Raw genomic sequence first — 22,297 nt, 5'->3', positions numbered from 1 at the left:
GCTTAGAGCACAACAAGCGTGAAGATGTAGCCGATCATGCCCAGCGCGCAATGCGGGATCACGGCCTTCACATACCCCTGCACCCAGGTCAGCGGCCGCTCGAAGGTGCGCATGCACCGGCGGATGAAGGCGAACACCAGCCCCACGCACACGCCGATCGCGCCGCCCACCCACACCAGGCCCGACAGCAGGAAGGCCGCTACCAGCCCCACCACCGTGGTGTTGAGGAGGCCGAGGAGGTTGGCGTGGTCGAGGTCAAAGCCGTGGATGAGGGCCGCCACCGCGATGACGATAGCGGTCAGCAACCCGACGAACGTGCCCGCCGCCGGCAGCGCCCGGCTGGTGGCATGCCAGTCCCCCGCCGCGAACACCCACATCGACGCCGAGATCATCAGCATCGCCCCGCCCGCTGACGCCGAAATGTGCTCGATGAGGTGGAGTCGGCCGTCGTGGCGCATCATCTCCCCCACGAACGAAGCAAAGATGGCGAAGGTGGCGGCCAACATCATGCCGGGCATCGAGCCGAAGCTGGCCGCGACCAGGCCCGCGACCAGCGTCAACGTCATGACGACGCGCGAGACGGCCCGGTTGGTCAGGCCAAGGAGCACCGGCCAGCCCGAAATCAGGGGGGCTGCCGCGAGCGCCACCGCGATCACCGCCGCGAGCGGGCCGAGCGACGCCCCGAGCGCGATGAGGGCGGCATAGAACGCGCCGATGGATGCCCACACAAACGGCGGGCGCACATCGGTGGAAGGACGAGCCGGGGACTCCCGATCAAACAGCCGATCAAGGAGCGAAGGCGTGCGTCCGGGCTCTTGCGTAGAGGACGTCATAGCCAAAAGTGTATCTCCCCAAACTCCGGTAGTAGGACTTTACCACGGAAACCGGCGCCGTGGCGCGGTTTTGAGGCAAGAGCGGAGAACGTGCACGGGCCCGTGGCGGGCGCGGAAACCGTGCGTAACTTGGGGCGTGACAGGGCGGGGAACGTGAGTTAGGCTAGAGCCAGACACCGGATCGCGAAAGCCCCGGGCTCCAAATATTTGCCGCTACGAGCGGCCTTAGCGCCGACAGGCGCTCTCGGGTTCGGTGTCCTAAGCGTAGGGCCGCACCTTCTCGTGCGGCCCTTCCCTTTGCCCGCGGGGTGCCGGCTACTCGTAGGCCTTGGCCGAGTTCACCGCGCCGTCCCACACGTTGCCCTCGAGCACGCCAGGCAGGCCGGCCTGCGAGGGCACGAACACGGGCTCGGTCACGCGGCGCGCGCCAGCCGTCCCGGCTCCAGCAGCGCCCGCCCCAGCGCCCACCGGCACCTCGACGAACCCATCGCGGGCGATAGCCGCCTTTTGCCGCTCGTAGTCGCGTAGCGCGGCCATGACCCAGCCGGACAGGGACAGCACGCCGACGAGGTTGAGCACGGTCACCACGAACATGGCTAGGTCCATGAGCGCCCACACGAACGTCAGCGCCAGCACCGCGCCAACGAACGAGAAGACAACGATAGCCACCTTGCCCACGGTGATCGTCCACTGCGGGGCGCGCAGGAACACGAGGTTGGCCTCGCCGTATGCGTAGGCGCCGAGGATGGAGGAGAAGCCGAAGAAGAAGATCATGATCGCCACGGGCCACGCCATCCAGGACCCCATGGTGGAGGTGATAGCGGTGGTGGTGAGGTGGCCGGCGTCGTCGGGAATGGCGGTGGTGAGGTCGAGCACGCCGGCGGTCATGATGATGAAGCCGGTGGCGGTGCAGATCACGATGGTGTCTACGAACACGCCGAAGGACTGGATGAGCCCCTGCTGGACGGGGTGGGCCACGGTGGCAGTGGCGGCGGCGTTGGGGTTGGTGCCCATGCCGGCCTCGTTGGAGAACAGACCGCGGCGCATGCCGTTGACCAGCGCGGCGAGCACCCCGCCGGCCGTGCCCGCGAGCGCCTCATTCAGCCCGAAAGCCGAGGAGAAGACGTCCGTGAAAAATTCGGGGACGCGCCCGATATTCATGACGATCACGATGATCGCCACCAGCAAGTATGCCAGCGCCATCGCGGGCGAGATGATCTCGGTGGAGCGAGCCACCCCGCGCACGCCACCCAGCACCACCACGGCGGCGAGCACCGACACCACCGCGCCGGTCACCCAGGCGGGCACGCCCTGGGAGGCGTCGAGCACGCCGGCGATCGAGTTGGCCTGCACCATCGGCATGGCGATGAACATGGAAAACACCATGGCCACCGAGAACGCGACCGCCAGCCCGCGCGACTTCGCCCCGCGCAAGATGTAGTTGGAGGGCCCGCCGCGGAAGGTGCCATCATGGTGGGCGGACTTGAAGATCTGGGCGAGTGTGGCCTCGGCGAACGCGGTGGCCATGCCGATGAGCGCCACCAGCCACATCCAGAACAGGGCGCCCGGTCCGCCCAGGATGAGCGCGAGCGCCACGCCCGTGATGTTGCCGATCCCGATGCGGGTGGCCATGCCCATCGCGAACGCCTGGAAGGACGAGATCCCGCCCTGCGAGCCGGCGCGCGAGTGGCCCACGTACCGCAGCATGTCGCCAAAGCGGCGCACCTGCAGGGCGCGCCCGCGGAACGTCAGATACAGGCCCGCGCCCATGAGCACGGCGATCATGATCCAGGCATACAGCCAATCACTGACCGACCCCAGCGCGGCCGTGGCCGGCCCGGTCAGCTCGTCGATCCATTCCTGCCATTCCTGCATGATCTTCCTCTTCTCGTTCTTCGTTCACGACGCCGTGGTGCGGCTTTCGCCGTTCGGCCCAGCTTTCGTCCGCCTCTCGGCGATCGTCGGGCCCGGCGTCGTGGCCCCGGTCGACGTCGTGCAACAACTGCTGACGCCCCTCAAGTCTCACACATGGTACCTCCGCCAGCCGGGGCGGCTCACGGTGTGAAATAGCTGGTCGTTTGACCGAAATACCCGGGTACGCACGGTCCGTTTTCTCATTTCTTGGAAAAGTAATTCATCCTCGCGTAGCCTTGGCGTTGAGAGCTGTTAACCTATTCGGAGGCGTACGCCGCATGGCTGGATTCCTGTCACGCTTTGCCACTCAACACAAGGTCCAGGACCTTCTTAACGAGCAGGCATCTTTCCTTGTCCGGTCGGCCCGGACGCTGGCTGATATGGTCGCCGCGGGTACCACGGAGCGGGTGGAACTCAACCGTGCGTTGCACCAGATTGAAAACGACGCCGACGCGTGCAATCACCTCGTGTTGCAGGAGATCGGCTCCCGCTTCATTCTCCCCTACGATCGCGGCGACCTCATCGAGCTGACCGGCCAGATCGACACGTGCGTGGACCTGATTGACGAGGCCGGCAACAACCTGGTGCTGTACAAGATCGGCGAGGTCCACGAGCAGCTGTTCGAAATGGCCGACATCATTATTCAGTGCGCCGAGCACGCCATCACCGCGGTGGGCAAGCTGAAGAAGATCGAGCCGTCGATCCGCACGGAGTGGCTCGAGATCAACAATCTGGAGAACCGTGCGGACCAGATCTACCGCGAACTCATCATCGACCTGTTCGAATCAGACCGTTCGGGCAAGGAGATCCTGGCCCGCAAGATCACGCTGGATTCATACGAGGCCGCGGTCGATTCCTTCGAGACCCTCGCCAGCCGCATCGAGCTGCTCACGCTGAAGGAGTCCTGAGCCTTGGATCCGGTATTGGCGTTAGTGATCTTTGTTGTCGTTTTCGCTTTCGTCTTCGACTACACGAACGGTTTTCACGACGCCGCTAACGCCATCGCCACGTCGGTCGCCACGCGGGCGCTGACCCCGCGCGTGGCCCTGCTGATGGCCGCCGTCATGAACTTCATTGGAGCGCTGCTGGGCACGGGCGTGGCCGAAACGATCGGCTCGGGCATCGTGGAAGTAGCACCCTCAGATGGGATATCGGGCCTGCTCGTGGTGATCGCGGGCCTGGTGGGCGCCGTCGTGTGGAACCTCACCACCTGGTGGTTCGGGCTGCCGTCGTCGAGCTCGCACGCGCTTATCGGCGGCCTGGCCGGCGCAGGCTTGGCGGCCGCGTTTACAGTGCACTGGTCGGTGATCGGCATGAAGGTCATCGTGCCGATGTTCGTCTCACCGTTCGTCGGATTTGGGCTGGCCTACCTGCTGATGTCGCTCATCCGGCGTACCTTCCAGAATGCCACCTACAAGACCACGATGAAGCGCTTCCGCGTGGCCCAGACCGTGCCCGCGGCAGCCGTGGCGCTCGGTCATGGCCTACAGGATGCACAAAAGACCATGGGCGTCATCGTCATCGCGCTCGTGGCCGGCGGGTACCACGAGGGCAGCTCGGTGCCGCTGTGGGTCAAGCTCGGCGCGGCCACCGCGATCTCGCTCGGCACGTACTCGGGCGGGTGGCGCATCATGAAGACGCTCGGCACCAAGATCGCCGACCTCAACCCCGCCCAGGGCTTCGCCGCCGAGGCCGTGGCCGCCTCGGTTCTATACACCACCGCGTACTTCTGGCACGCGCCTATTTCCACCACGCACACGATCACGTCCTCAGTCATGGGCGTGGGGGCCACCACACGCCGGTCGGCCGTTCGCTGGTCCACTGCCGGCAACATCGTGGGGGCCTGGTTCATCACCTTCCCCGCGGCCGGCCTGGTGGCGGCGGCCGTCAGCTACGTGCTGCACCTCTTCGTTTAGGCCCGCGGCCTGGTGCCGCCAGGCGCGGCCAGGCCGCTGCCGATTTGAAAACACTGGACGAATCCGGGCCGATCTCCTCATATACGAAGACCGGCCCGAAAACGTCCAAAAAATTTCAATCCGCGGGGCCCGCCCGGCCCGCCTGGCCAGGTTGGCCCGCCTCCGGGGCCCATAAAAAGGCGGCGCCACCCGAAGGTAGCGCCGCCTTTCGCCGCCGGTCGTCACCCGAAACGACCGGACACATAGTCTTCCGTCTCCTTGTGAGTCGGATTGGAGAAGATCTTTTCCGTGTCATCAAACTCGACGAGGTGGCCGGGCTTGCCCGTCCCCTCAATGTTGAAGAAGCCCGTCTTTTGCGAGACGCGGGCCGCCTGCTGCATGTTGTGCGTGACGATCACGATCGTGTAATCGGAGCGCAGTTCCTGCATGAGGTCCTCGATCGCGAGCGTGGAGATCGGGTCGAGCGCGGAGCAGGGCTCGTCCATGAGGAGCACCTCGGGCTTGACGGCGATCGCGCGGGCGATGCACAGGCGCTGCTGCTGGCCGCCCGACAGCGAGGAGCCGGGCCGGTCGAGCCGGTCCTTGACTTCTTCCCACAGGTTCGCGCCGCGTAGGGACTCCTCCACGATGCGCTCGCCCTCGGCCTTCGGCAGCTTCTTGTTGTTGAGGTGCATGCCGGCCAGCACGTTGTCGGCAATCGACATCGTGGGGAACGGGTTGGGGCGCTGGAACACCATGCCCACATGCTGGCGCACCTGCACCGGGTCCACGCCCGGCCCGTAAATGTTCTGGTTGTCGATCTCCACCAGGCCCTTGACGTGGGCGCCCTGGATGACCTCATGCATGCGGTTGAGGGAGCGCAGGAAGGTGGACTTGCCACAGCCCGACGGGCCGATGAGGGCGGTGATGGAACGGGGCTCAATATCGACGTTGACGTTCTCCACGGCGAGGAAGTCGCCGTAGTAGATATTGAGGTCACGTACCTTGATGCCTTCAGACATAAGAATCCTTTCTTTCCCAGCGGCTACTTTTCGCCCTTGGGGGCGAACCGCTTTGCGATCCAGCGAGCCAACAGGTTGAGGATGAGAACCACCAGGATGAGCAGGAGGGCTCCGGCCCATGCTTCAGCCGAGTTACCAGAAACATACTGGTTATAGACGTAAACCGGCAGGGTGTACATCTGGTTCTGGAAGATATTGTAGTTGTAGAAGTCGGTGGTTCCGGCGGTGATCATGAGCGGTGCGGACTCGCCAATGATGCGGGCGATGGCGATGAAGATGCCGGAGATAATGCCCGACACGGCGGTGCGGAGCACCACGCGGATGATCGTGCCCGCCTTGGTGACGCCGAGCGCGTAGGAGGCCTCGCGTAGCTCGTTGGGCACCAGGCGGAGCATTTCTTCGGTGTTGCGCACGACGATCGGGGTCATGAGCACCACCAGGGCGATCGCGCCGGCGAAGCCGTTTTTGAACTGGGCCTGGCCGAAGAGTGCCTGGTTGATCATGGGGATCATGGCGGCGGCGAAGAGGCCGGCCACGATCGAGGGGATGCCGGTCATGATGTCCACCATGAAGGTGATGAAGCGCTTGAGCTTCCCCTTGCCGTATTCGACTAGGTAGACTGCGGTGAGCACGCCGAGAGGCACGGAGATGAGCGCGGCGAAGCCCGTGATCAGCAGGGTGCCGACCACGGCGTGGCCCGCACCCGTCACCGAGTCGGCCATCGACTGGCCGAAGGTGGTGGAGGTGAAGAAGCCGGCGGCTGACATGCGCGACCAGCCCTGTGCGAGCACGGTCCACAGCAGCGACAGGAGCGGGATGACGGCGGCGACGAACGCGCCGATGATCATCGACGTCATCACCCGGTCGGTGCCGTAGCGGCGGCCCTCGACACCGAATCCGGCGCCGGCCACGATGGCCAGGTAAAGGAAGAGGAAAACGATGACGCCCACCGCGCCAGAATCGAAGATCTGGGCGCCGACGACACCGATAACCACGGACGCGACCAGGGCCGCGACGGTGAACCATGCGGGCAGGCGCTTTTGAGTGGTGGCAACAGCGGTACTCATGCGTTCGCTCCTGAGAACTCGGCGTAGCGGGCAACGATCGCGCGGGCGATGAAGTTGACCACGAACGTGATGACGAACAGGATCAGGCCGAGCGCAATGAGGAAGTCAGACTCGATGCCGGAGGCTTCGGGGAAGCGCAGGGCGATCTGCGAGGCGATCGTGGAGTGCTGGCCGGGGCTCATGAGCTTGAAGTTGATCATCATGCCGGGCGAGAGCACCATGAGCAGGGCCATGGTTTCACCGAGTGCGCGGCCGAGGCCCAGCATGGAGGCCGACACGATGCCGGAGCGCCCGTGCGGGAGCACCACCATCTTGATCATTTCCCAGCGGGTGGCGCCAAGCGCCAGGGAGGCTTCCTCCTGCAGGCGCGGGGTCTGCACGAAGACCTCGCGGGCCAGGGAGGTGATGATCGGGAGGATCATGATGGCGAGGATGACCCCGCCCATGAGGATGTTCCGTGCCGGCGGGACGAAAGCCGCGGCGGTGCCGTCGGGAAACCACTCGTAGTGCTCGGCGAGCCAGGACAGGCCGGGAAGGCCGCCCTCCCAAGCGCCGTCGGCACCGGGCTTGCCGTTGAGGAAGGTGAAGATCGGGGTGAGCACGTCGGAGATCCAGCTGAAGACCGGGCGCATGAGCGGCTCCAGCGTCCACATACCCCACAGGCCGAACACCACGGAGGGGATGGCTGCAAGGAGATCGATGACGTAGCCGAAGGTGGCGGCGAGCTTGCGCGGGGCGTAGTGCGAGATGAAGAGTGCGATCCCCACGGCGAAAGGCACGGCGATCACCAGCGCGATAATGGCGGCGAGTAGCGTGCCAAAAACGGTCGTGCCGGCGAACTGCCAGAAGTTCTGGCCCCGGGCGAAGCCGACCTGCTCCACGATCTCATCGTTCGGCGTGATGAGCACGTTGCCGGACGACAGCAAGAGGAATATGAAGACGGCGGCCAGCAGGGCAAGGATGCTGATGCCGGAAAGGTTAGAGATTCCGCGGAAGACGCGGTCGCCGTACCGGGCACGGCCCGACGCCGGAGCCCAGGCTCCCGGCGCCGCGACTGCTTTCTCCGTCTGGTCAACCGGCTCGGCCGCCGGCTCAGAGGTTTGTAACACCACAGCTCCGATCCTGGCGTGGGCCAGCCCCCGAGGGGCTGGCCCACGCTGGTCAAACTCTTAGTTAGTCTTGATCTGGTCGACCGCGGCCATGACCTGCTCGCGCAGGGCGTCCGAGATCGGGGCGTTACCGCCGTTAGCCTTCGCCGCGACGTCCTGACCTTCCTTCGAGGCCATGTAGGTGAAGTACTCCTTGACGATGTTCGCGGTGTCCGCGTTGTCGTACTGGGTGCAGGCCACCAGGTAGGAGACCAGGACCACCGGGTAGGCGCCCGCGACCGTGCCGTCACGCTTGAGGTCAACCGTCAGGATGCGGTCGGTGGCGTTAGAAGCCGGGGCCGAATTGTCAACGATGGCGGCAGCGGCCTCGGGCGAGTAGGCGAGGAACTCACCAGCAACCTCGACGGCGACGGTCCCAAGATCACCGATCTGGGAGGCGTCGGCGTAGGTGATGGCGCCCGGGGTGGAGCTGACCAGGTTGACCACACCGGAGGTCTTCTCAGCGGACTGGGTGCCGGTGATCGGCCAGGTGTCCTCGGGCTTGAAGTCCCACTCACCGGAGGACTCCACGAGGTACTGCTGGAAGTTCTTCGACGTGCCGGAATCATCAGCGCGGTTGACCGGGATGATCGGCATGTCGGGCAGCTCGACGCCCTCGTTGAGGGAGGCGATCGCCGGGTCGTTCCACTTGGTGATCTCCTGCTTGAAGATCTTGGCGATCACGTCGGCCGACATGTTGACCGAGTCGATGCCATCAAGGTTGAAGGCGATGGCGATCGGGGAGATGTAGAGCGGCACCTCGATCGGGCTCTCGCCGCCGCAACGCTCGGTGGCAGCGGTGAGCTCTTCTTCCTTGAGGGCCGAGTCGGTGCCGGCGTAGTCAACCTTGCCAGCGATGAACTGCTCGCGGCCGGTGCCGGAACCGGTGGCGTCGTAGTTCACGATCGCGCCGGTGTTGGCGGTGAAGTTGTCGCGCCACGCCTGCTGGGCGTTTACCTGCGACGAGGCACCAGAACCGTTGATGGTGCCGGAAAGCGAGCCAGAGCCGGTCTTATCGGCGCTCGTGGAGTCGGAAGCGCTGGGGGAATCTGTCGCCCCGTTGGTCTCCGAATCGCTGCCGCCGTTCGAGCAGGCGGCGAGAACGAGCGAAAGCGAAAGGGCAAGGCCGGCGGCTGCGCGGTGACGTGCAATCTTCACAGTATTCCATCCTTTGATGTAGAACTTGAGGGAGAACTCCCTTAAGTTCAACGCTAAGAGGGACACCTTTCTGCACAGCACACGTCCGGTTAACGCGAGGTGAACTGGCTGTCAAGTATTTCACATCGCTGGGCGGATCTTTTCAAAGGCGATGACGACGGCCTTGTCCTTCTTCTTTGCAACGTGCACCACCATGATTTCCCCGGTCTTCAGCCACGGGTCCTTCCCCGGCAGCTGGCGGCGAAGGTGGTGCGGGGTCACGCCCTTGAGCACGTCCAGCACGGTGGGCAGCGTGGGCCGGTGCACGCACACCGCGGTAGCCCTTCCCTTGCCCAGCACCTGGCTCAGCACGGCGGCCATCTTCTTCGGCTTCTTCACGTGCGCGGCCTCGGTCAGCGCCTCGCGGGTCTCGAGCTCCAGACCGGTGGCCTTCGCGTACGGGGCCACGGTGTCCAGGCACCGCTTCCACGGCGACGTCACCACCCTGTCCACCCCGTACACCGACAGCAGGGGCACCAACCTCTTGGCTCTCACCACCCCGGTAGTCGTCAGCGGCCGGGTCTGCTCCGGACCGTTGTAAACCGAGCGCTTGGTCGCCCGCGCATGACGCGTGACGAGCACCGGCGTCGTGCAAAGCACGCCCGCCTCCTCCAGATCCATCAGGCGCTGAAGCATCTTGCGGTCGCCCTTGTGGGTGAGCATCTTGTGGGCGTCCTTGACGGTGACCCACCGCGCGTCGTCGATCTCCTTCTTCGACGCCGGCTGCACCTTCCCCCGCGCCGCGAGCGCCGGATGCCCCTTATCCGCCACGGTGGCCGCCCAGTAGCGCACCTCCTTGCTCTTCCCGCTACTGACCGTGTAGTGCTGCCAGCCGAGCGGGACGCCGAGCACGACGTCGTGGCCCGTCTCCTCCTTCATCTCACGGATGCAACACTCATGCAACGTCTCCTCGCCCTTGACCTTGCCCTTCGGCAACGACCAATCCTTCCACGTGGGACGGTGGACAATGAGCACTTCAAGCGTGCGGGAACGCCGGCGCCACACAACGGCGCCGGCGGCCCGAATATCAACCGACACGCGCGGACCCTAGCGACGATCCGCCACGGTGGCGCGGGCGCGCGCCATCAACTCCTCCTGGGTGTCGGCCAGCAGGTTGCCCTCGGCATCCCGGATAGTGTGCACCCAGCCGTCGGCCGTCATACGCCAGGAGCGCACGTCGTCCGACGTCGCCCGGCGCACCATCTCGATGAGGAACTCCTTCTGGTCCGGCTCCACGATCTTGATGAGCGCCTCGATGCGGCGGTCGAGGTTGCGGTGCATGAGGTCCGCCGAACCGATCCAAACCTCCGGGTCGTCGTCGTTGCAGAAAGCGTAGACGCGCGAGTGCTCCAGGTAGCGGCCCAAGATCGAACGGACGTTGATGTTCTCCGACATGCCCGGGATCCCCGCGCGAAGGCAACAAATCCCGCGCACCTGGATGTCGATCGGTACGCCGACCTGCGAGGCGCGGTAAAGGGCGTCGATCACGCGCTCGTCCACCAGCGAGTTCGCCTTGAAACGGATCCACGCGTTGCGGCCCGCCTGCTTGTTCGCGATCTCGCGCTCGATGCGCTCGATCAGGCCCGAGCGGATGCCCGTGGGCGCCACCAGCAAGCGGTGGAACTTCACCTTCGGCGCGTAACCCGAGAGCTGGTTGAACAGGCGGGTGGCGTCCTGGCCTACATCGCGGTCGCACGTAAACAGGCCCAGGTCCTCATACCCGCGGGCGGTCTTCGGGTTGTAGTTACCCGTGCCCACGTGCACATAGCGGCGCAGCCCGTCCGACTCCTGGCGCACGACGAGCGACAGCTTGCAGTGCGTCTTCAGGCCCACGATTCCGTAGACCACGTGCACGCCCGCCTGCTCCAGCTTGCGCGCCCACTCGATGTTGTTCTCCTCGTCGAAGCGGGCCTTGATCTCCACGACCGCCAGCACCTGCTTGCCCGAGTTCGCCGCCCGGATGAGGGCATCGACGATCGGGGAATCGCCCGACGTACGGTAGAGGGTCTGTTTGATCGCCAACACCTTCGGATCGTCCGCCGCCTGGCGGATGAAGTGCTGGACCGACGTCGAGAACGACTCGTACGGGTGATGGACCAAGATCTCGCGGCGGCGGATCGCGGCGAAGATGTCGGCGGCACGGGAGGATTCGACGTCGGAAATCCCACGGGCCGTGACGGGCACGAACTTCTTGAACTTCAGCTGCGGGCGGTCCAAGTCATGGATGACGTTGAGACCCGTGAGGTCCAGCGGGGCCGGCAAGTGCAGCACGTTCTCCTCGCGCACGCCCAGCTCGCGGGTGAGCATCTGGAGAACGCGCTTCGAGATGTCGTTTTCCACCTCCAGGCGCACGGCCGGGCCGAAGCGGCGGCGCAGGAGCTCCTTCTCCAGGGCCTTGAGGAGGTTCTCGGCGTCGTCCTCCTCCACCTCCAGGTCCTCGTTACGGGTGACGCGGAACGTGGAGTACTCCACGATCTCCATGCCCGGGAACAGCGCATCCAGGTGGACGCCGATCACTTCTTCCAGCGGGATGTAGGAGGTCTTGCCCTGCTCGTCCGCCGGAACGTCCTCCGGGCGGTACGGGCGGCCCTCCGAATCCACCGCGATGAAACGCGGCAGCAACTGCGGGACCTTGACGCGGGCGAAGAGCTCCTTGTCATTCTTCGGGTTGCGCACCAACACCGCGAGGTTCAGCGACAGGCCCGAAATGTACGGGAACGGGTGCGCCGGGTCCACCGCCAGCGGGGTGAGCACCGGGAAGATCTGCTTGCGGAAGAACTTCGACAGGCGATCCTTCTCCGTCTCACCCAGGTCCGACCAGTGCTGGATCACGATGCCGACCTCCGCCAGCTTCGGCTGGACGTCCTCCGCGAACACGCGGGCGTGGCGCTCCTGCAGCTCCTTCGTGCGGACCGTGATGCCTTCCAACACCTGGCGCGGGGTCAGGCCCGACGCCTTCGTGACCGCCATGCCCGTGGCAATACGGCGCATGAGGCCGGCCACGCGGACCATATAGAACTCATCCAGGTTCGAGGCGAAGATCGCCAGGAACCACGCACGCTCGAGCACCGGCAGTGTCTGATCCTCCGCCTGCTCCAGCACGCGCTCATTGAACGCGAGCCAGGACAGCTCGCGGTCAAGGAAGCGGCCCTCGGGGAGCATGCCCAGCGCCGAGTTGGAAGGATCGCCGGGCTCGCCGTCGGGCTGGTTGTGGCGCGCCTCCTCGGCAGCCTCGGTCTCGCGCACCAAGCGCTCGGCCTCCTCCACCAACGCGGCCGTGGACACCGACGCGCCCAGGCGCATCTCCTGAACGCGGGCGCGCAAGTTCGCCATTTCCTGGGAGGTCAGCTCGCTCACGTCCTCATCCTCGTCGAGGAATTCTTGGATGGCGGGCTCGGGAACGTCGTCAAAATCAAGGTGGTCACTCGGGGTGGATTCCACGAGAGCGGAATCGTCAGCAAGGTGTTCGTCGCTCATATCCGAATCGTCTCAGATCTCATGTGGGAGTATCAATACCCCCGCGCAGAGCAAGCCGCGCGAGGCAGGGTGGGCCCGCGAATGCAGGTTAGCTCCGCGGATGGGGTTGGCCCCGTGGGGGGCAGATTGAGCCGAGCGGGCGCCGGCCGGCCCGCTGGTGCGGGCGTCGTCGTGAAGTGGACGGACGGCGTCGTCGGACTGGCGGAGGCCGGCGGGCTAGTCGAGGCCGTCGCGGAGGAGGCGCTCGCCGGCAAGGCGGAAGTCGTCGGCGGTGCGAAGCATCGCGGTGTCGCGGCGGGTGACTTCGGTGGCCATCGGGTGGTCGTCCGAGGAGATCCACGTGGGCTGCACGCGGCCGAGGAAGTCCGTGAGGCGGGCGGATGCGCGCAGAACGCCGGCGAAGTCGCCGGTGAAGCTACCCTTGAACACCTCGTCCCACAGGGCGCGGACCTCACGTGGCGCCGCCACCTGTTCAGCCTTCTCGGGCTCATCATCCGCGAGCGCGAGACGAGCCGCGGCGAAGCGCTCCTCCGCCTCCTGCGGATACCGGCGAATCCACTCAGACAGCAAGAACCCACGCCAGAGCACACCCGGCAACGACTCCTCTGGCGAACTCACCCACGACTCCGCAATCGTATCCACCCCCTCGTCCGTAATGAGGGCAAGCACGCGTTCGCGCACCTCCGGATCCTCCTCATGGGTGCGCCCCAACGGCACAATCGCCTGCGCCGACGTATGGGCGAGCTCGGAGGTCGCGGCCGTGTCCGCGCCACCTTCAATCATTTCGACTTGCTCAGGCTTCAACTGGGCCGGCCTGCGTGGTGTTGACATGACTACCTCCTAGCGTTGTGCTCCCATTGTCTCGCAGATCAGGGGCGATGTGGGCAGATAGAGGAAAGTCGCCGCAGGGCGCGGCGGGAGTTTGTCGTCACCAAAAGGGATTTCTCGTCACTCAAATCGTTGATTCTGGTGACGAACAAATTCGTTTGGTGACGAGAAACCTGTAGGAGCTAGTGGTAGGCCCCGTGGGACTCGAACCCACAACCAACGGATTAAAAGTCCGCTGCTCTAACCAATTGAGCTAGAGGCCCGCGCGAGTGCGCGGTTGGTACGCCTGAGTCGGCGGCGTCCAACCCGGAAAGTCTACCCCGCTTGGCGCCCACGGAAAAATCGCAAGCAGTGGGAATTCGCGGTTCGGACCAAATCTCCGACCGCGCCACGCACCCCAGGTGAAGGGAGGCAACAAGCAACCACGAAGCGGTGACGGGCCGGAGGCAAGCATCACCGGCCGAGGCGACGCGGCACCCTATCGGTGCGGTTTGCGGCCCTGGCCGGGCTCGCCGTGCTGGCCGGGTTTGCGAGACTCGCCCAGCTTGCGCCCCTGCCCAGACCTGCCGGCCCGGCCGGGGACGGCGCGGCGAAGTCGCGGCGTCCAGGTCACCAGCATGACGGCCACGGTGATCAACACGAGTCCCCCGAGTTCGCCCAGGGTGGGGATCTGGCGCAGGATGATCATGCCGACCAGCAACGACGTGGCGGGGTACAGCGCCCCGAGGAGTGCGAACGTGCCGGCCGGGATCTTCGACAGCACGAAGACTTCCAACCCGTAGGGCACCACCGACGAGAACACGCCCACGGCAATCATCAGGGCGAGAAGCTTGGGGCTAGTCGCGATCACGGCGAAGCCTGGGATAGCCAGCCACACGAACGCGAGCGCTCCGATCGCCATGCCGAGGGCAAGGGAATCCGCACCTAGCCCGGCACGCGCCACCTTCGACCCGACCCACATATACACGGCCCACGCCCCGCCCGCCGCGATGGCGAGCACGACGCCGGCGAGCACTCCCGGCGCGGCCAAATCCACCCCGACCCACGAGATCGCAAACACCCCGCCGAACGCGAACACGATCCCGGTCCAGATCCGCCAGCCGCGCCCGGTCACGGCCGCGAGGAGCACGGGCCCCAGATATTCGAGCGCAACGGCCGTCCCCAGCGCGATCCTCGCGATGGACTGGTAGAACAGCAGGTTCATCGTCACGAGCGCCAGGCCGTAGATCGCGGTAAGTCCGAGCCGGCGCCGGCCGAGCTCGCTGCGGAAGTCGACCTTCGGCCGTCGCCAGATCATCATAAAAACCGCGGCTACGGCAACGCGCCCCCAGGCCACGGCGCCCACGGCCGCCACCGCGAACAGGGTGACCGCGATCGACGCGCCCAAGTACTGGATGAGTCCGGCCGCGATGAGGATTCCGGGCGCGGCGGAGCGCATGGAGGTCTCGGTGAAGTTGAGGCTCCCTGTGAGGTGTCTGCTGTCTCGGCCGCCCCACCGGCCGTCGGCCCTAGCCATAGAAAATCGCCGCCACGACAACAAGCATAGGCATGGATGCGAGCGCGCTGATAACGACGGCGTCACGGACCAGCCCCACGCCCACCTCGTAGCGGTGGGCGATGGCGAAGAGGTTGTTGGCGGTGGGGAACACGGCCACGACCATCGTTGCCAGCAGTTGTTTTCCTTCCAGGCCCAGGGCCATGGCCAGGGCAAATGTGACGATGGGCGAAAGCAACACGCGGAATCCGACCGACGCGGCTAGCGGCAGGGCGTCCCTCCCCCGCCGCAGCTGGGCCGACGCGAGAGAGACTCCCATCGCGATCATCATGACGGGCACGGTGGCGTCGGCGAGGGCATCGATCGGGACGGTGAGCGCGCGCGGCATGGTCACGAAGAAGACGATCCTGGATAGCCCCCGGTCCGCGCCCGGCCCGACCACGCGGAACTTTAGGAGCGCGAAGCCGATCGCCGTGTAGACCAGGAGCGTCCAAATGCTTAAGAGAACGTCACCCACGCGCCCAGCCTACTCGGTGGGCCGGCGGGTTTCGGGGCCGTCCACGTCGAGGACGCCCGCGGTTTCGGGGCAGGGCCTTGACGACGACGCCCGGGCTGTCACGTCCACGACGACGGCCACGTGGTCCGAGACCGGCAGGCACACCGTGCGGTCTTGATGGGCGTGGAGTCCGCGGCCGAGCACGTGGTCGATCTGGATGCGGGGCGCCCAGCTGGGCGTGCCGTTGCCGCGGTGGAGGATCTCGAAGACTGGCTGGCCGGGCGCGGTGGGCGTGGCTGCCGCGAAGCGGGCGAGCTCCTGCTCCACGTGGTTGATGCGCAGGTTGAGGTCGCCGATGAGGAGGGCCGGGATGCCGGGCGCGAAGTGGTCGAATCCACGCAGGGCTACCTGGAGTTGCTCGCGGGCGGTGGAGCGAACCGTTGACAAATGGGCTACGCCCACCACCACCCGACCCTCCGGGGTGTCGATGAGCGCATACAGGCAGGCCCGGCGGTCGGGCCATTTCACACGCCAGGAGGTTTGCCGCCCGCGCCGGGAGGCGCGGGCGGCCGATAGGCCACCGACCAGATCCACCATGCCGCGCCCGATATCCCGCCACCGGGCCGGATCCTCCCCGCGGACGAGAGGCGTGTGCCGCCCGGGCAGGCGGAGCACCCGCGCGCGAACCAATGGCCACCGCGTGAGTAGTCCCATGCCATACCGGCGGCGTGTTGGCGCGAACAGCGCCCGCAACCCGGCTGCCTCCGCCACCAAGGCCAGCTGGTCTACGCCACCCGAGCGCCACTTCCCGCGGTCGACCTCCTGCAGGCCCACCACGTCAGCGCCCATGCGCGCGACCTCATCGGCCAGCACTCGCGCCGATTCCCGTCCGGCGCGCTTCCCCACCTCCACCGACGCCGTGGGCTGGCCGGCCGGCACGGGCGTCGCATATTCGATGTTGAAGGTGAGGACTCGCACGTTAGGCGTCCGGTTCAAAGCGGAGCGCCACCGAGTTCATGCAGTAACGCTGGCCCGTGGGGGTGTGCGGCGCATCGGGGAACACGTGGCCGAGGTGCGATCCGCAGCTGGCGCACTGGACCTCTGTGCGGACCATCCCGTGCGAGCGGTCCTCCACGTAGATCACCGCGCCCTTCTCATTCGGGTCGTAGAACGATGGCCACCCACAGTGGGAGTCGAACTTCGTGGTGGAGCGGAACAGTTCGGCATCGCACGCGCGGCAGTGGTACATGCCAGGCCGGTCCTCGTTGAGGAGCTCGCCCGTGCCGGGGCGCTCGGTGCCCGCGAGACGGAGCACGTTGAATTCCATGGGAGTGAGGATGTCACGCCACTCGTCGTCGGTCTTGTTCACTCGGAAGGTCATATATTCTCCTTCGTTTCCGTATCCGTGACAGGGAGTTTTTGAGTTTCGGCGCTTAGCTTACGCTCTTCGTAGACCTTCTCGCCCGGACCCGCGAACTCCTTCGCCCGTTCCTCCGCCTCCGTCGACCCGGTAAAAATCGCCGACTTCGCGGCCGTGGTGGGCGTTTCGACCGTGGGCTCCCCGCCCTCCGCACCACCGTCTGCGCCGCCCCCAGCGCCCTTCCCCGCGGCCAGCTCAGCCTCCCGCTCCGCGAGCGGCACGCGCAAGAACTTCGCCACGTCCTTCGTCGAGATGACCTCGGTCTCCTGCGTGTCGTCCACGCTCCCGCCCTCCGGCTCGAACGCCGGCGGCTGCCCCTCGCCGCGTTCCTGCACCAGTGCGAGCGTCTCCTCATTCCGCGCAGCCATGTCGCCCATCTGACCCGAGTAGTAGCGTTCGTGCGGGATCGACTGCGGCGCCTCCTCCTGGATCCAGCGCACCATTTCCTCGCGCACGTGGTTGCGCAGGTCGGTGAGCGTGGGCGAGTTCTTCGCCGACACCAGGCAACGCAAGTTGATCCGATCCATCGACGCCGCATCAGCCACCAGCAGCACGCCCGTGCGCCCGTCCCACAGGTCGGTGTTACGCAAGATCTGCTCGAAACGCATGCGGGCGGCGTCGATCGGCACGGCCCAATCGACCGTGATGATCACATCCCCCATCATGTCCGGCGCCCGGCGCGTCCAGTTCTCGAACGACTTCGTGGTCATGATCGTGGACGGCACAATGATCCGCCGCCCGTCCCACACCGCCAGCACCACGTAGGTGACCGTGATCTCCTCCACCTTCGTATAGTTGCCCTCGTACAGCACCACGTCATCCACCCGGATCGAATCGGTAAACGCCAGCTGCAGCCCGGCGAACACATTCCCGAGCGTGGTCTGCGCCGCGAGGCCGGCTACCACGGAGATAATTCCCGCCGACGCGAAAATCGACGCCCCCGCCGCCCGCGCCCCCGGGAACGTCAGCAGCGCCACCGCCACGCCCAGGATCCACACTGGCCTTGATCACGCGTCGCAGAATCTGGGTCTGGGTTTTCACCCGCGCCGCGCGCCCCTCCGACGTCTCCGCCATCCGGTCATTAATCGCCCGCGTGACCCCATCCACCAGGCCCGACAACACCCATGTCACCGCGCCAATGATCGCCAACACGAAGCCGTGCCCCACCCAATTCAGCCAATCCGGCGGCGTTGCCGGCATGACCGTCAGCCGATAATGGAAGCCCAGCCACGCGCCCACCAGAGCGAGCAGCACCTCCAGCCGCCGACTGACCGCGTGGTACACCCTGTCCATATGCACGCTACGTCGCGTCAGGATCCGCAACCCCGCGATCAGCAGCAGCCCCGCGACGATTCCCACGAGCATGCCCGCACCGATCGTCAGGATCATCTTGACCACGTCAAAAGTCACCTCAACGGCGGCCTCCACGGTATCCTCACCGTTGGCCTCCACAAACACTGGCAGCGCACCAAACATATCCATGTCTCAAGGCTAAACCACCCCTCCGACAAACACTCACCGCGTTTCGCTGACAACTCACGGCGCCCCTCCCGCGCGCCCGGTCCCGGTACCCCCGCCCCTCCCCTCGCGTCCGCCTCACCTCCACGAGGGCCCGGCTGACAGCGCAAAAACCTCGCCGCGGCACACACCTGTGGTAGAGTGGTGTATAACACGTCCGACCAATTTGGCAAGATCGCGAAATCCGCATAAGCTTGTCGACGTTCCCCGGTAAGACGGAACGAGCCCCTATCGTCTAGTGGCCTAGGACGCTGGCCTTTCACGCCGGTAGCACGGGTTCGAATCCCGTTGGGGGTACGGCTTCACCAGAAGCAGGAAGAAATTCCACATCTGGCCCTGTAGCGCAGTTGGTTAGCGCGCCGCCCTGTCACGGCGGAGGTCGCGGGTTCAAGTCCCGTCAGGGTCGCAAGGAAACGCCCGGCAATCCGGGCTTTTTCTTAAGGCTCTGTAGCTCAGTTGGTAGAGCGTTCGACTGAAAATCGAAAGGTCACCGGATCGACGCCGGTCGGAGCCACCACCAAGACCCCCGCGGGGGTCTTTTTCTTTGCCTGGCCTGGCACAGGCCCAGTCCGCGCAGATCCGGCCCGGCATAGACCCAACCCGGCATAGACCCAACCCTGCACCACAAAACCGAACCCCGGAGGTCTGACCGGAGATCCGGCCGACACAACTCGTGAAAATACCGGCTACCGATTCGCATACCGTCCTGCCCCACCCCAGATTCACGACTTCCGCCGGCGCCCCCGGCAGCCCGGCCTTTTTGACCCACTCCATCGCGTCAAATCCATTGCGCCCGGCGCCGACCTCACCTAAGGTTGACGGTACGGTTGTCAGAAAACTGACCTCCGTCGTGCCCGCACCGATGCGGCCACACCATCGCAATGACGCGAAAGGACAATCGAATGAAGAAAGCCGGAGCCTGGCGGAGGAAATGGACACTCGCCGCCACAGCCATCGGGGCGCTCGCTCTGACGCCCCTCGCCCCACTAACACCGGTGGCGGTCGCCGACTCGGGCGCCCCCGCCGATACTCACATCTCCTATTATTCCTTCGATGAATCCGCCACGAAGGATCAGTGGGGTAGCCGCGATGGCACCCCCACGGGCGACCTGCCGCTCGTCGAGGGCAAGGTCGGCAAGGCGGTAGAAATCAAGGACGGCGCCAAGATCACCTACCCGGAGCTCAACCTCCCCCACGACTGGTCAATCGGCTTTTGGGTGAAGGCGCCCACGGCCACAGGTCGTGCGTCGATCATCCAGTCCGCTGACGGCGTCCGCGCGGTTTCCCAGCGCCTCGCCGAGAATCGGGAGGACAAGATCGGCTTCCACGTGCTGCCGGGGGCGGGCGGGGTGCTGACCTACAATTACACCCTCGCCAACAACACGTGGACGCACATCACCGCCACGAATTCCTCCACGAAGGGCATCGCCCTCTACGTCAACGGCAGCCTTCTTGAGCTGAAGTCCTGGGGAATCACCAACCCGGTGGCGGCCCCGCTCGATATCCTGGGCGGCGAGGGCTTCACCGGCGTCGTGGATGAGCTGAAGATTTATAACCGCGCACTCACGGCGGACGAGGTCCGCGCCGAGATCGACGGCCTCGAGCCCGAGCCCGAGCCGCAGGTCCCCACGCTGAAGGCCACGTTCGCGGTGACGAACCCGAACCCGGATGGCGCCCCGTTCCAGGTGGGCGACGTGATCCGCTACACCATCAACGTCACGAATGACACGGGCAAGACCCGCTCCTTCGAGGCCACCGACTCCAACCTTGATAACTGGTCGGGCTGTAAGTGGAACACCTTCGAGGCGGGCGCCACTAAGGCCTGTCCGTTCCCCACGTACACGGTGACGGCCGAGGACGTCGAGCGCGGCTCGTTTACCCCGTCGATCACGTTCCAGTACTACGAGAACACGGGCTACTCGGGTGCCACGACGCCGTTCGCCCCGTTTACGGGTGAGCCCACGGAGGTCGTGGCGAAGCTTGCGGAGGTGACCTCCTTCGAGTTCACGGCCGGCACGGGCAAGGGCAACTACCAGGTGGGCGACGAGCTGACCGCCACGCTGACCGTGGAAAATCCCACCGACGCCGACATCTCGATTTCGGCTGGCGACTGCCAGGCCACCATCGCCCCCGGCCAGAGCCACAGCTGCGAGTTGCCGTACGCCGTCACCGACGATGACCTGGAGCGTGGGGAGGCGCAGGCCGACGTCGTCGTGAACGCGACCCAAGGTGACCGGACGAGCGTCGAGACCGCGCGCGCGACGACGCCGACCCCCACCATCCGCCCGGCCGCGACGGCGTTCACCCCGCCAAACGCGGATCCGCGACTGGAGGCGAATCTGACCGACCTGCAGATCCTGGAGTCGAACACGTCGGCTTACAACATCCGCATCCCCGCGATCGCAGTGGCCTCCAACGGCGACATTCTCGCTTCCTACGATCTGCGCCCCACCAACGGCGCGTGGAACGGCGGCGATTCGCCGAATGAGAACTCGATCGTGCAGCGCCGCTCCACCGACGGCGGCAAGACCTGGGGCCCGATGACGGTCATCGCCGAGGGCAAGGTTGCGCCGGCGGGTGAGCGTTATGGCTGGTCGGACCCGTCGTACGTGGTTGACTACACGACGGGCGAGATCTTCAACTTCCACGTCGGCTCGCTGGACGCGGGTCTGCCGAACGGCCCGGGCTACCGCGTGGACGAGAACGGCAATGTGGATGAAACCTATCGCAAGACGATGAACTTCGCGCTCACGTCTTCCACCGATAACGGCTACACGTGGTCCTCGCGCATCATCACGAACGAGGTGCTCGGGGCGCGCGCGGCGCAGCTGGACGGCTGTTTCGCGACGTCGGGCGCGGGCATCCAGAAGATGCACGAACCGTACAAGGGCCGCCTGCTGCAGCAGGCCGCGTGCCGTGTCAAGGGATCAACGTTCCAGGCGATCACGATCTACTCGGACGACCACGGCAAGACCTGGCACGGTGGCGAGTTCGCCTCGGCCACGGAGGGCGCGCCGACGAACGGCCGCTGGCAGTACGACGAGAACAAGATTGTCGAGCTGTCCGACGGCCGGCTCATGCTGAACTCGCGCGTGTCGGGTGGGACAGCGTCGGGCTACCGTATCGTCGCAACCTCCGACGACGGCGGCGTGACCTGGCAGGACATCCACGTGGACAAGAACCTCGTGGACGCCACGAACAACGCCCAGATCATCCGCGCGTTCCCGACGGCCGAGAAGGGCACGCTGCGCTCGAAGGTGCTGTTGTTCTCGAACACGGAGTCTGGGCGCACGAACGGCACGGTCAAGATGAGCTATGACGACGGCACCACCTGGCCGATTTCCCGCCAGGTGCGCCAGGGCGGAACAGGCTACACCACGATGGCGGTGCAGCCCGACGGCTCGATCGGCCTGCTCATGGAGCCGGATGTGTTCAACAAGATCGGCTACGTGAACTTCACCCTGAAGTACCTGACGAAGAAGCTACCGTTCGAGCTGGAGCTGAACCAGGTGCGCAACGTGAAGGCGACAGATGGCACGCAGATCGCGCCGATCCAGCTGAAGACCACCGGTAATGACCCGGCGCTGGCCGACACGTTCACGGCCGAAGGTCTGCCCGCGGGCCTGGAGATCGATGCCGCGACCGGCGTCATTTCGGGCACGCCGGCGGTGGATAATGCCGCGCAAGAGGCCTTCGAGGTGACGGTGACTGTCACGGAGGCCGACGACGGCACGGGCATCCCGCGCACGTCCTCCAAGACCTTCACGATCACGGTGTCGCCGAAGGTTGTTGAGCCGGAGCCGGGGCCTGACCCCGAGCCGGAGCCTAACCCCGAGCCGGGCCCTGGGCCGGTTCAGTGCGATGTGATGGATCGTCCGGCCGCCCCGTCGCGTGCGACGGGCGTGTTGGGCGATGCGACTGGCGATAAGCTGGCTGACCTGTGGTCGGTTGACGAGTCCGGCGCGATTCACTTCTACGCCAACGATG

At 65.7% G+C, this 22,297-nt stretch carries 19 protein-coding genes and 4 tRNA genes; 7 read left to right on the top strand and 16 right to left on the bottom strand.

The features are described 5' to 3' along the window. Positions 1-2: 2 nt before the first annotated feature. Together AQZ59_RS03515 and AQZ59_RS03510 are read right to left on the bottom strand one after the other, a co-directional pair. Positions 3-833: a hypothetical protein gene (locus tag AQZ59_RS03515; RefSeq protein ID WP_152994716.1), complete on the bottom strand. Its 831-nt coding sequence runs from the start codon at positions 831-833 to the stop codon at positions 3-5. A 315-nt stretch (positions 834-1,148) separates the two neighbouring features. Further along, positions 1,149-2,708 (bottom strand): alanine/glycine:cation symporter family protein, encoded by a 1,560-nt coding sequence (locus AQZ59_RS03510; RefSeq protein WP_062613212.1) that lies wholly within the window; start codon positions 2,706-2,708, stop codon positions 1,149-1,151. Between AQZ59_RS03510 and AQZ59_RS03505 the strand changes: the two genes are divergently transcribed. The 3 genes from AQZ59_RS03505 (at position 2,707) to AQZ59_RS03495 (ending at position 4,663) form a co-directional block, all read left to right on the top strand. After that, positions 2,707-2,898 (top strand): hypothetical protein, encoded by a 192-nt coding sequence (locus tag AQZ59_RS03505; protein WP_062613210.1) that lies wholly within the window; start codon positions 2,707-2,709, stop codon positions 2,896-2,898. The genes AQZ59_RS03510 and AQZ59_RS03505 overlap by 2 nt on opposite strands. A 127-nt stretch (positions 2,899-3,025) precedes the next feature. Then, complete coding sequence (locus AQZ59_RS03500; protein WP_062613206.1) at positions 3,026-3,655, top strand: DUF47 domain-containing protein; 630 nt, start codon at positions 3,026-3,028, stop codon at positions 3,653-3,655. 3 nt (positions 3,656-3,658) lie between these two features. Continuing rightward, complete coding sequence (locus AQZ59_RS03495) at positions 3,659-4,663, top strand: inorganic phosphate transporter (RefSeq protein WP_062613205.1); 1,005 nt, start codon at positions 3,659-3,661, stop codon at positions 4,661-4,663. Positions 4,664-4,884: 221 nt separating this feature from the next. On the opposite strand, the gene pstB is transcribed toward AQZ59_RS03495, so the two are convergent. From pstB to AQZ59_RS09730, 14 genes are all read right to left on the bottom strand, one after another. After that, positions 4,885-5,664 carry a phosphate ABC transporter ATP-binding protein PstB gene (pstB, locus tag AQZ59_RS03490; RefSeq protein ID WP_062613203.1) on the bottom strand — a complete coding sequence of 260 codons (780 nt, stop codon included), beginning with the start codon at positions 5,662-5,664 and terminating at the stop codon, positions 4,885-4,887. A gap of 23 nt (positions 5,665-5,687) precedes the next feature. Next, entirely contained in the window at positions 5,688-6,731 is a 1,044-nt protein-coding gene (gene pstA / locus AQZ59_RS03485; RefSeq protein WP_070808046.1) for a phosphate ABC transporter permease PstA, read from the bottom strand. Continuing rightward, on the bottom strand, positions 6,728-7,840 hold the full coding sequence (gene pstC, locus AQZ59_RS03480; RefSeq protein WP_070808048.1) for a phosphate ABC transporter permease subunit PstC: 1,113 nt from the start codon (positions 7,838-7,840) through the stop codon (positions 6,728-6,730). Before pstC ends, pstA begins: the two co-directional genes overlap by 4 nt. Before the next feature lie 60 nt (positions 7,841-7,900). Next, the gene (locus AQZ59_RS03475; RefSeq protein ID WP_062613199.1) at positions 7,901-9,037 is read right to left on the bottom strand and encodes a phosphate ABC transporter substrate-binding protein PstS; all 1,137 of its coding nucleotides are present in this window, start codon (positions 9,035-9,037) and stop codon (positions 7,901-7,903) included. 120 nt (positions 9,038-9,157) lie between these two features. Next, a complete protein-coding gene (locus AQZ59_RS03470; protein WP_062613197.1) occupies positions 9,158-10,114 on the bottom strand; it encodes an NUDIX hydrolase in 957 nt (318 codons plus the stop codon). Positions 10,115-10,123: 9 nt separating this feature from the next. Beyond that, positions 10,124-12,553 (bottom strand): RNA degradosome polyphosphate kinase, encoded by a 2,430-nt coding sequence (locus AQZ59_RS03465; protein WP_201783148.1) that lies wholly within the window; start codon positions 12,551-12,553, stop codon positions 10,124-10,126. A 216-nt stretch (positions 12,554-12,769) separates the two neighbouring features. Continuing rightward, positions 12,770-13,336, bottom strand: coding sequence for a hypothetical protein (locus AQZ59_RS03460; protein ID WP_236698652.1), 567 nt, complete (start codon positions 13,334-13,336; stop codon positions 12,770-12,772). A gap of 231 nt (positions 13,337-13,567) precedes the next feature. Then, a tRNA-Lys gene (locus AQZ59_RS03455) sits at positions 13,568-13,644 on the bottom strand. Positions 13,645-13,859: 215 nt separating this feature from the next. Continuing rightward, complete coding sequence (locus AQZ59_RS03450; protein ID WP_082661123.1) at positions 13,860-14,897, bottom strand: EamA family transporter; 1,038 nt, start codon at positions 14,895-14,897, stop codon at positions 13,860-13,862. After that, positions 14,890-15,393, bottom strand: coding sequence for an AEC family transporter (locus AQZ59_RS03445; RefSeq protein ID WP_062613191.1), 504 nt, complete (start codon positions 15,391-15,393; stop codon positions 14,890-14,892). The genes AQZ59_RS03450 and AQZ59_RS03445 overlap by 8 nt, the downstream gene beginning before the upstream one ends. 9 nt (positions 15,394-15,402) lie before the next feature. Further along, entirely contained in the window at positions 15,403-16,350 is a 948-nt protein-coding gene (locus tag AQZ59_RS03440; protein ID WP_062613189.1) for an endonuclease/exonuclease/phosphatase family protein, read from the bottom strand. Between the two features lies 1 nt (position 16,351). Next, a complete protein-coding gene (gene msrB, locus AQZ59_RS03435; protein ID WP_062613187.1) occupies positions 16,352-16,753 on the bottom strand; it encodes a peptide-methionine (R)-S-oxide reductase MsrB in 402 nt (133 codons plus the stop codon). After that, positions 16,750-17,616 carry a mechanosensitive ion channel family protein gene (locus AQZ59_RS03430; protein ID WP_330218613.1) on the bottom strand — a complete coding sequence of 289 codons (867 nt, stop codon included), beginning with the start codon at positions 17,614-17,616 and terminating at the stop codon, positions 16,750-16,752. The genes msrB and AQZ59_RS03430 overlap by 4 nt, the downstream gene beginning before the upstream one ends. After that, complete coding sequence (locus AQZ59_RS09730) at positions 17,609-18,274, bottom strand: DUF1129 domain-containing protein (protein WP_236698651.1); 666 nt, start codon at positions 18,272-18,274, stop codon at positions 17,609-17,611. The genes AQZ59_RS03430 and AQZ59_RS09730 overlap by 8 nt, the downstream gene beginning before the upstream one ends. 260 nt (positions 18,275-18,534) lie before the next feature. Between AQZ59_RS09730 and AQZ59_RS03420 the strand changes: the two genes are divergently transcribed. The 4 genes from AQZ59_RS03420 to AQZ59_RS03405 all read left to right on the top strand — a co-directional run. Next, a tRNA-Glu gene (locus AQZ59_RS03420) sits at positions 18,535-18,607 on the top strand. A gap of 35 nt (positions 18,608-18,642) precedes the next feature. After that, a tRNA-Asp gene (locus AQZ59_RS03415) sits at positions 18,643-18,716 on the top strand. 35 nt (positions 18,717-18,751) lie between these two features. Beyond that, positions 18,752-18,827 (top strand) — tRNA-Phe (locus AQZ59_RS03410). A gap of 385 nt (positions 18,828-19,212) precedes the next feature. Beyond that, positions 19,213-22,297, top strand: a 3,085-nt coding sequence (locus AQZ59_RS03405) for an exo-alpha-sialidase (RefSeq protein WP_160326864.1), incomplete at its 3' end; no start/stop codon positions are given.

The sequence above is a fragment of the Trueperella bernardiae genome, assembly GCF_001469025.1.
Classification (GTDB): Bacteria; Actinomycetota; Actinomycetes; order Actinomycetales; family Actinomycetaceae; genus Trueperella; species Trueperella bernardiae.
This window is presented reverse-complemented; position numbering and strand designations above follow the sequence as displayed.

Bases quoted from the DNA above. Each gene is read 5' to 3' on its own strand.
- AQZ59_RS03460 (WP_236698652.1), bottom strand. From the start codon at position 13,336: ATGATTGAAGGTGGCGCGGACACGGCCGCGACCTCCGAGCTCGCCCAT.
- AQZ59_RS03510 (WP_062613212.1), bottom strand. From the start codon at position 2,708: ATGCAGGAATGGCAGGAATGGATCGACGAGCTGACCGGGCCGGCCACG.
- AQZ59_RS03505 (WP_062613210.1), top strand. From the start codon at position 2,707: ATGATCTTCCTCTTCTCGTTCTTCGTTCACGACGCCGTGGTGCGGCTT.
- pstB (WP_062613203.1), bottom strand. From the start codon at position 5,664: ATGTCTGAAGGCATCAAGGTACGTGACCTCAATATCTACTACGGCGAC.
- msrB (WP_062613187.1), bottom strand. From the start codon at position 16,753: ATGACCTTCCGAGTGAACAAGACCGACGACGAGTGGCGTGACATCCTC.
- AQZ59_RS03450 (WP_082661123.1), bottom strand. From the start codon at position 14,897: ATGGCTAGGGCCGACGGCCGGTGGGGCGGCCGAGACAGCAGACACCTC.
- AQZ59_RS03465 (WP_201783148.1), bottom strand. From the start codon at position 12,553: ATGAGCGACGAACACCTTGCTGACGATTCCGCTCTCGTGGAATCCACC.
- AQZ59_RS03515 (WP_152994716.1), bottom strand. From the start codon at position 833: ATGACGTCCTCTACGCAAGAGCCCGGACGCACGCCTTCGCTCCTTGAT.
- AQZ59_RS03500 (WP_062613206.1), top strand. From the start codon at position 3,026: ATGGCTGGATTCCTGTCACGCTTTGCCACTCAACACAAGGTCCAGGAC.
- pstA (WP_070808046.1), bottom strand. From the start codon at position 6,731: ATGAGTACCGCTGTTGCCACCACTCAAAAGCGCCTGCCCGCATGGTTC.
- AQZ59_RS09730 (WP_236698651.1), bottom strand. From the start codon at position 18,274: ATGGATATGTTTGGTGCGCTGCCAGTGTTTGTGGAGGCCAACGGTGAG.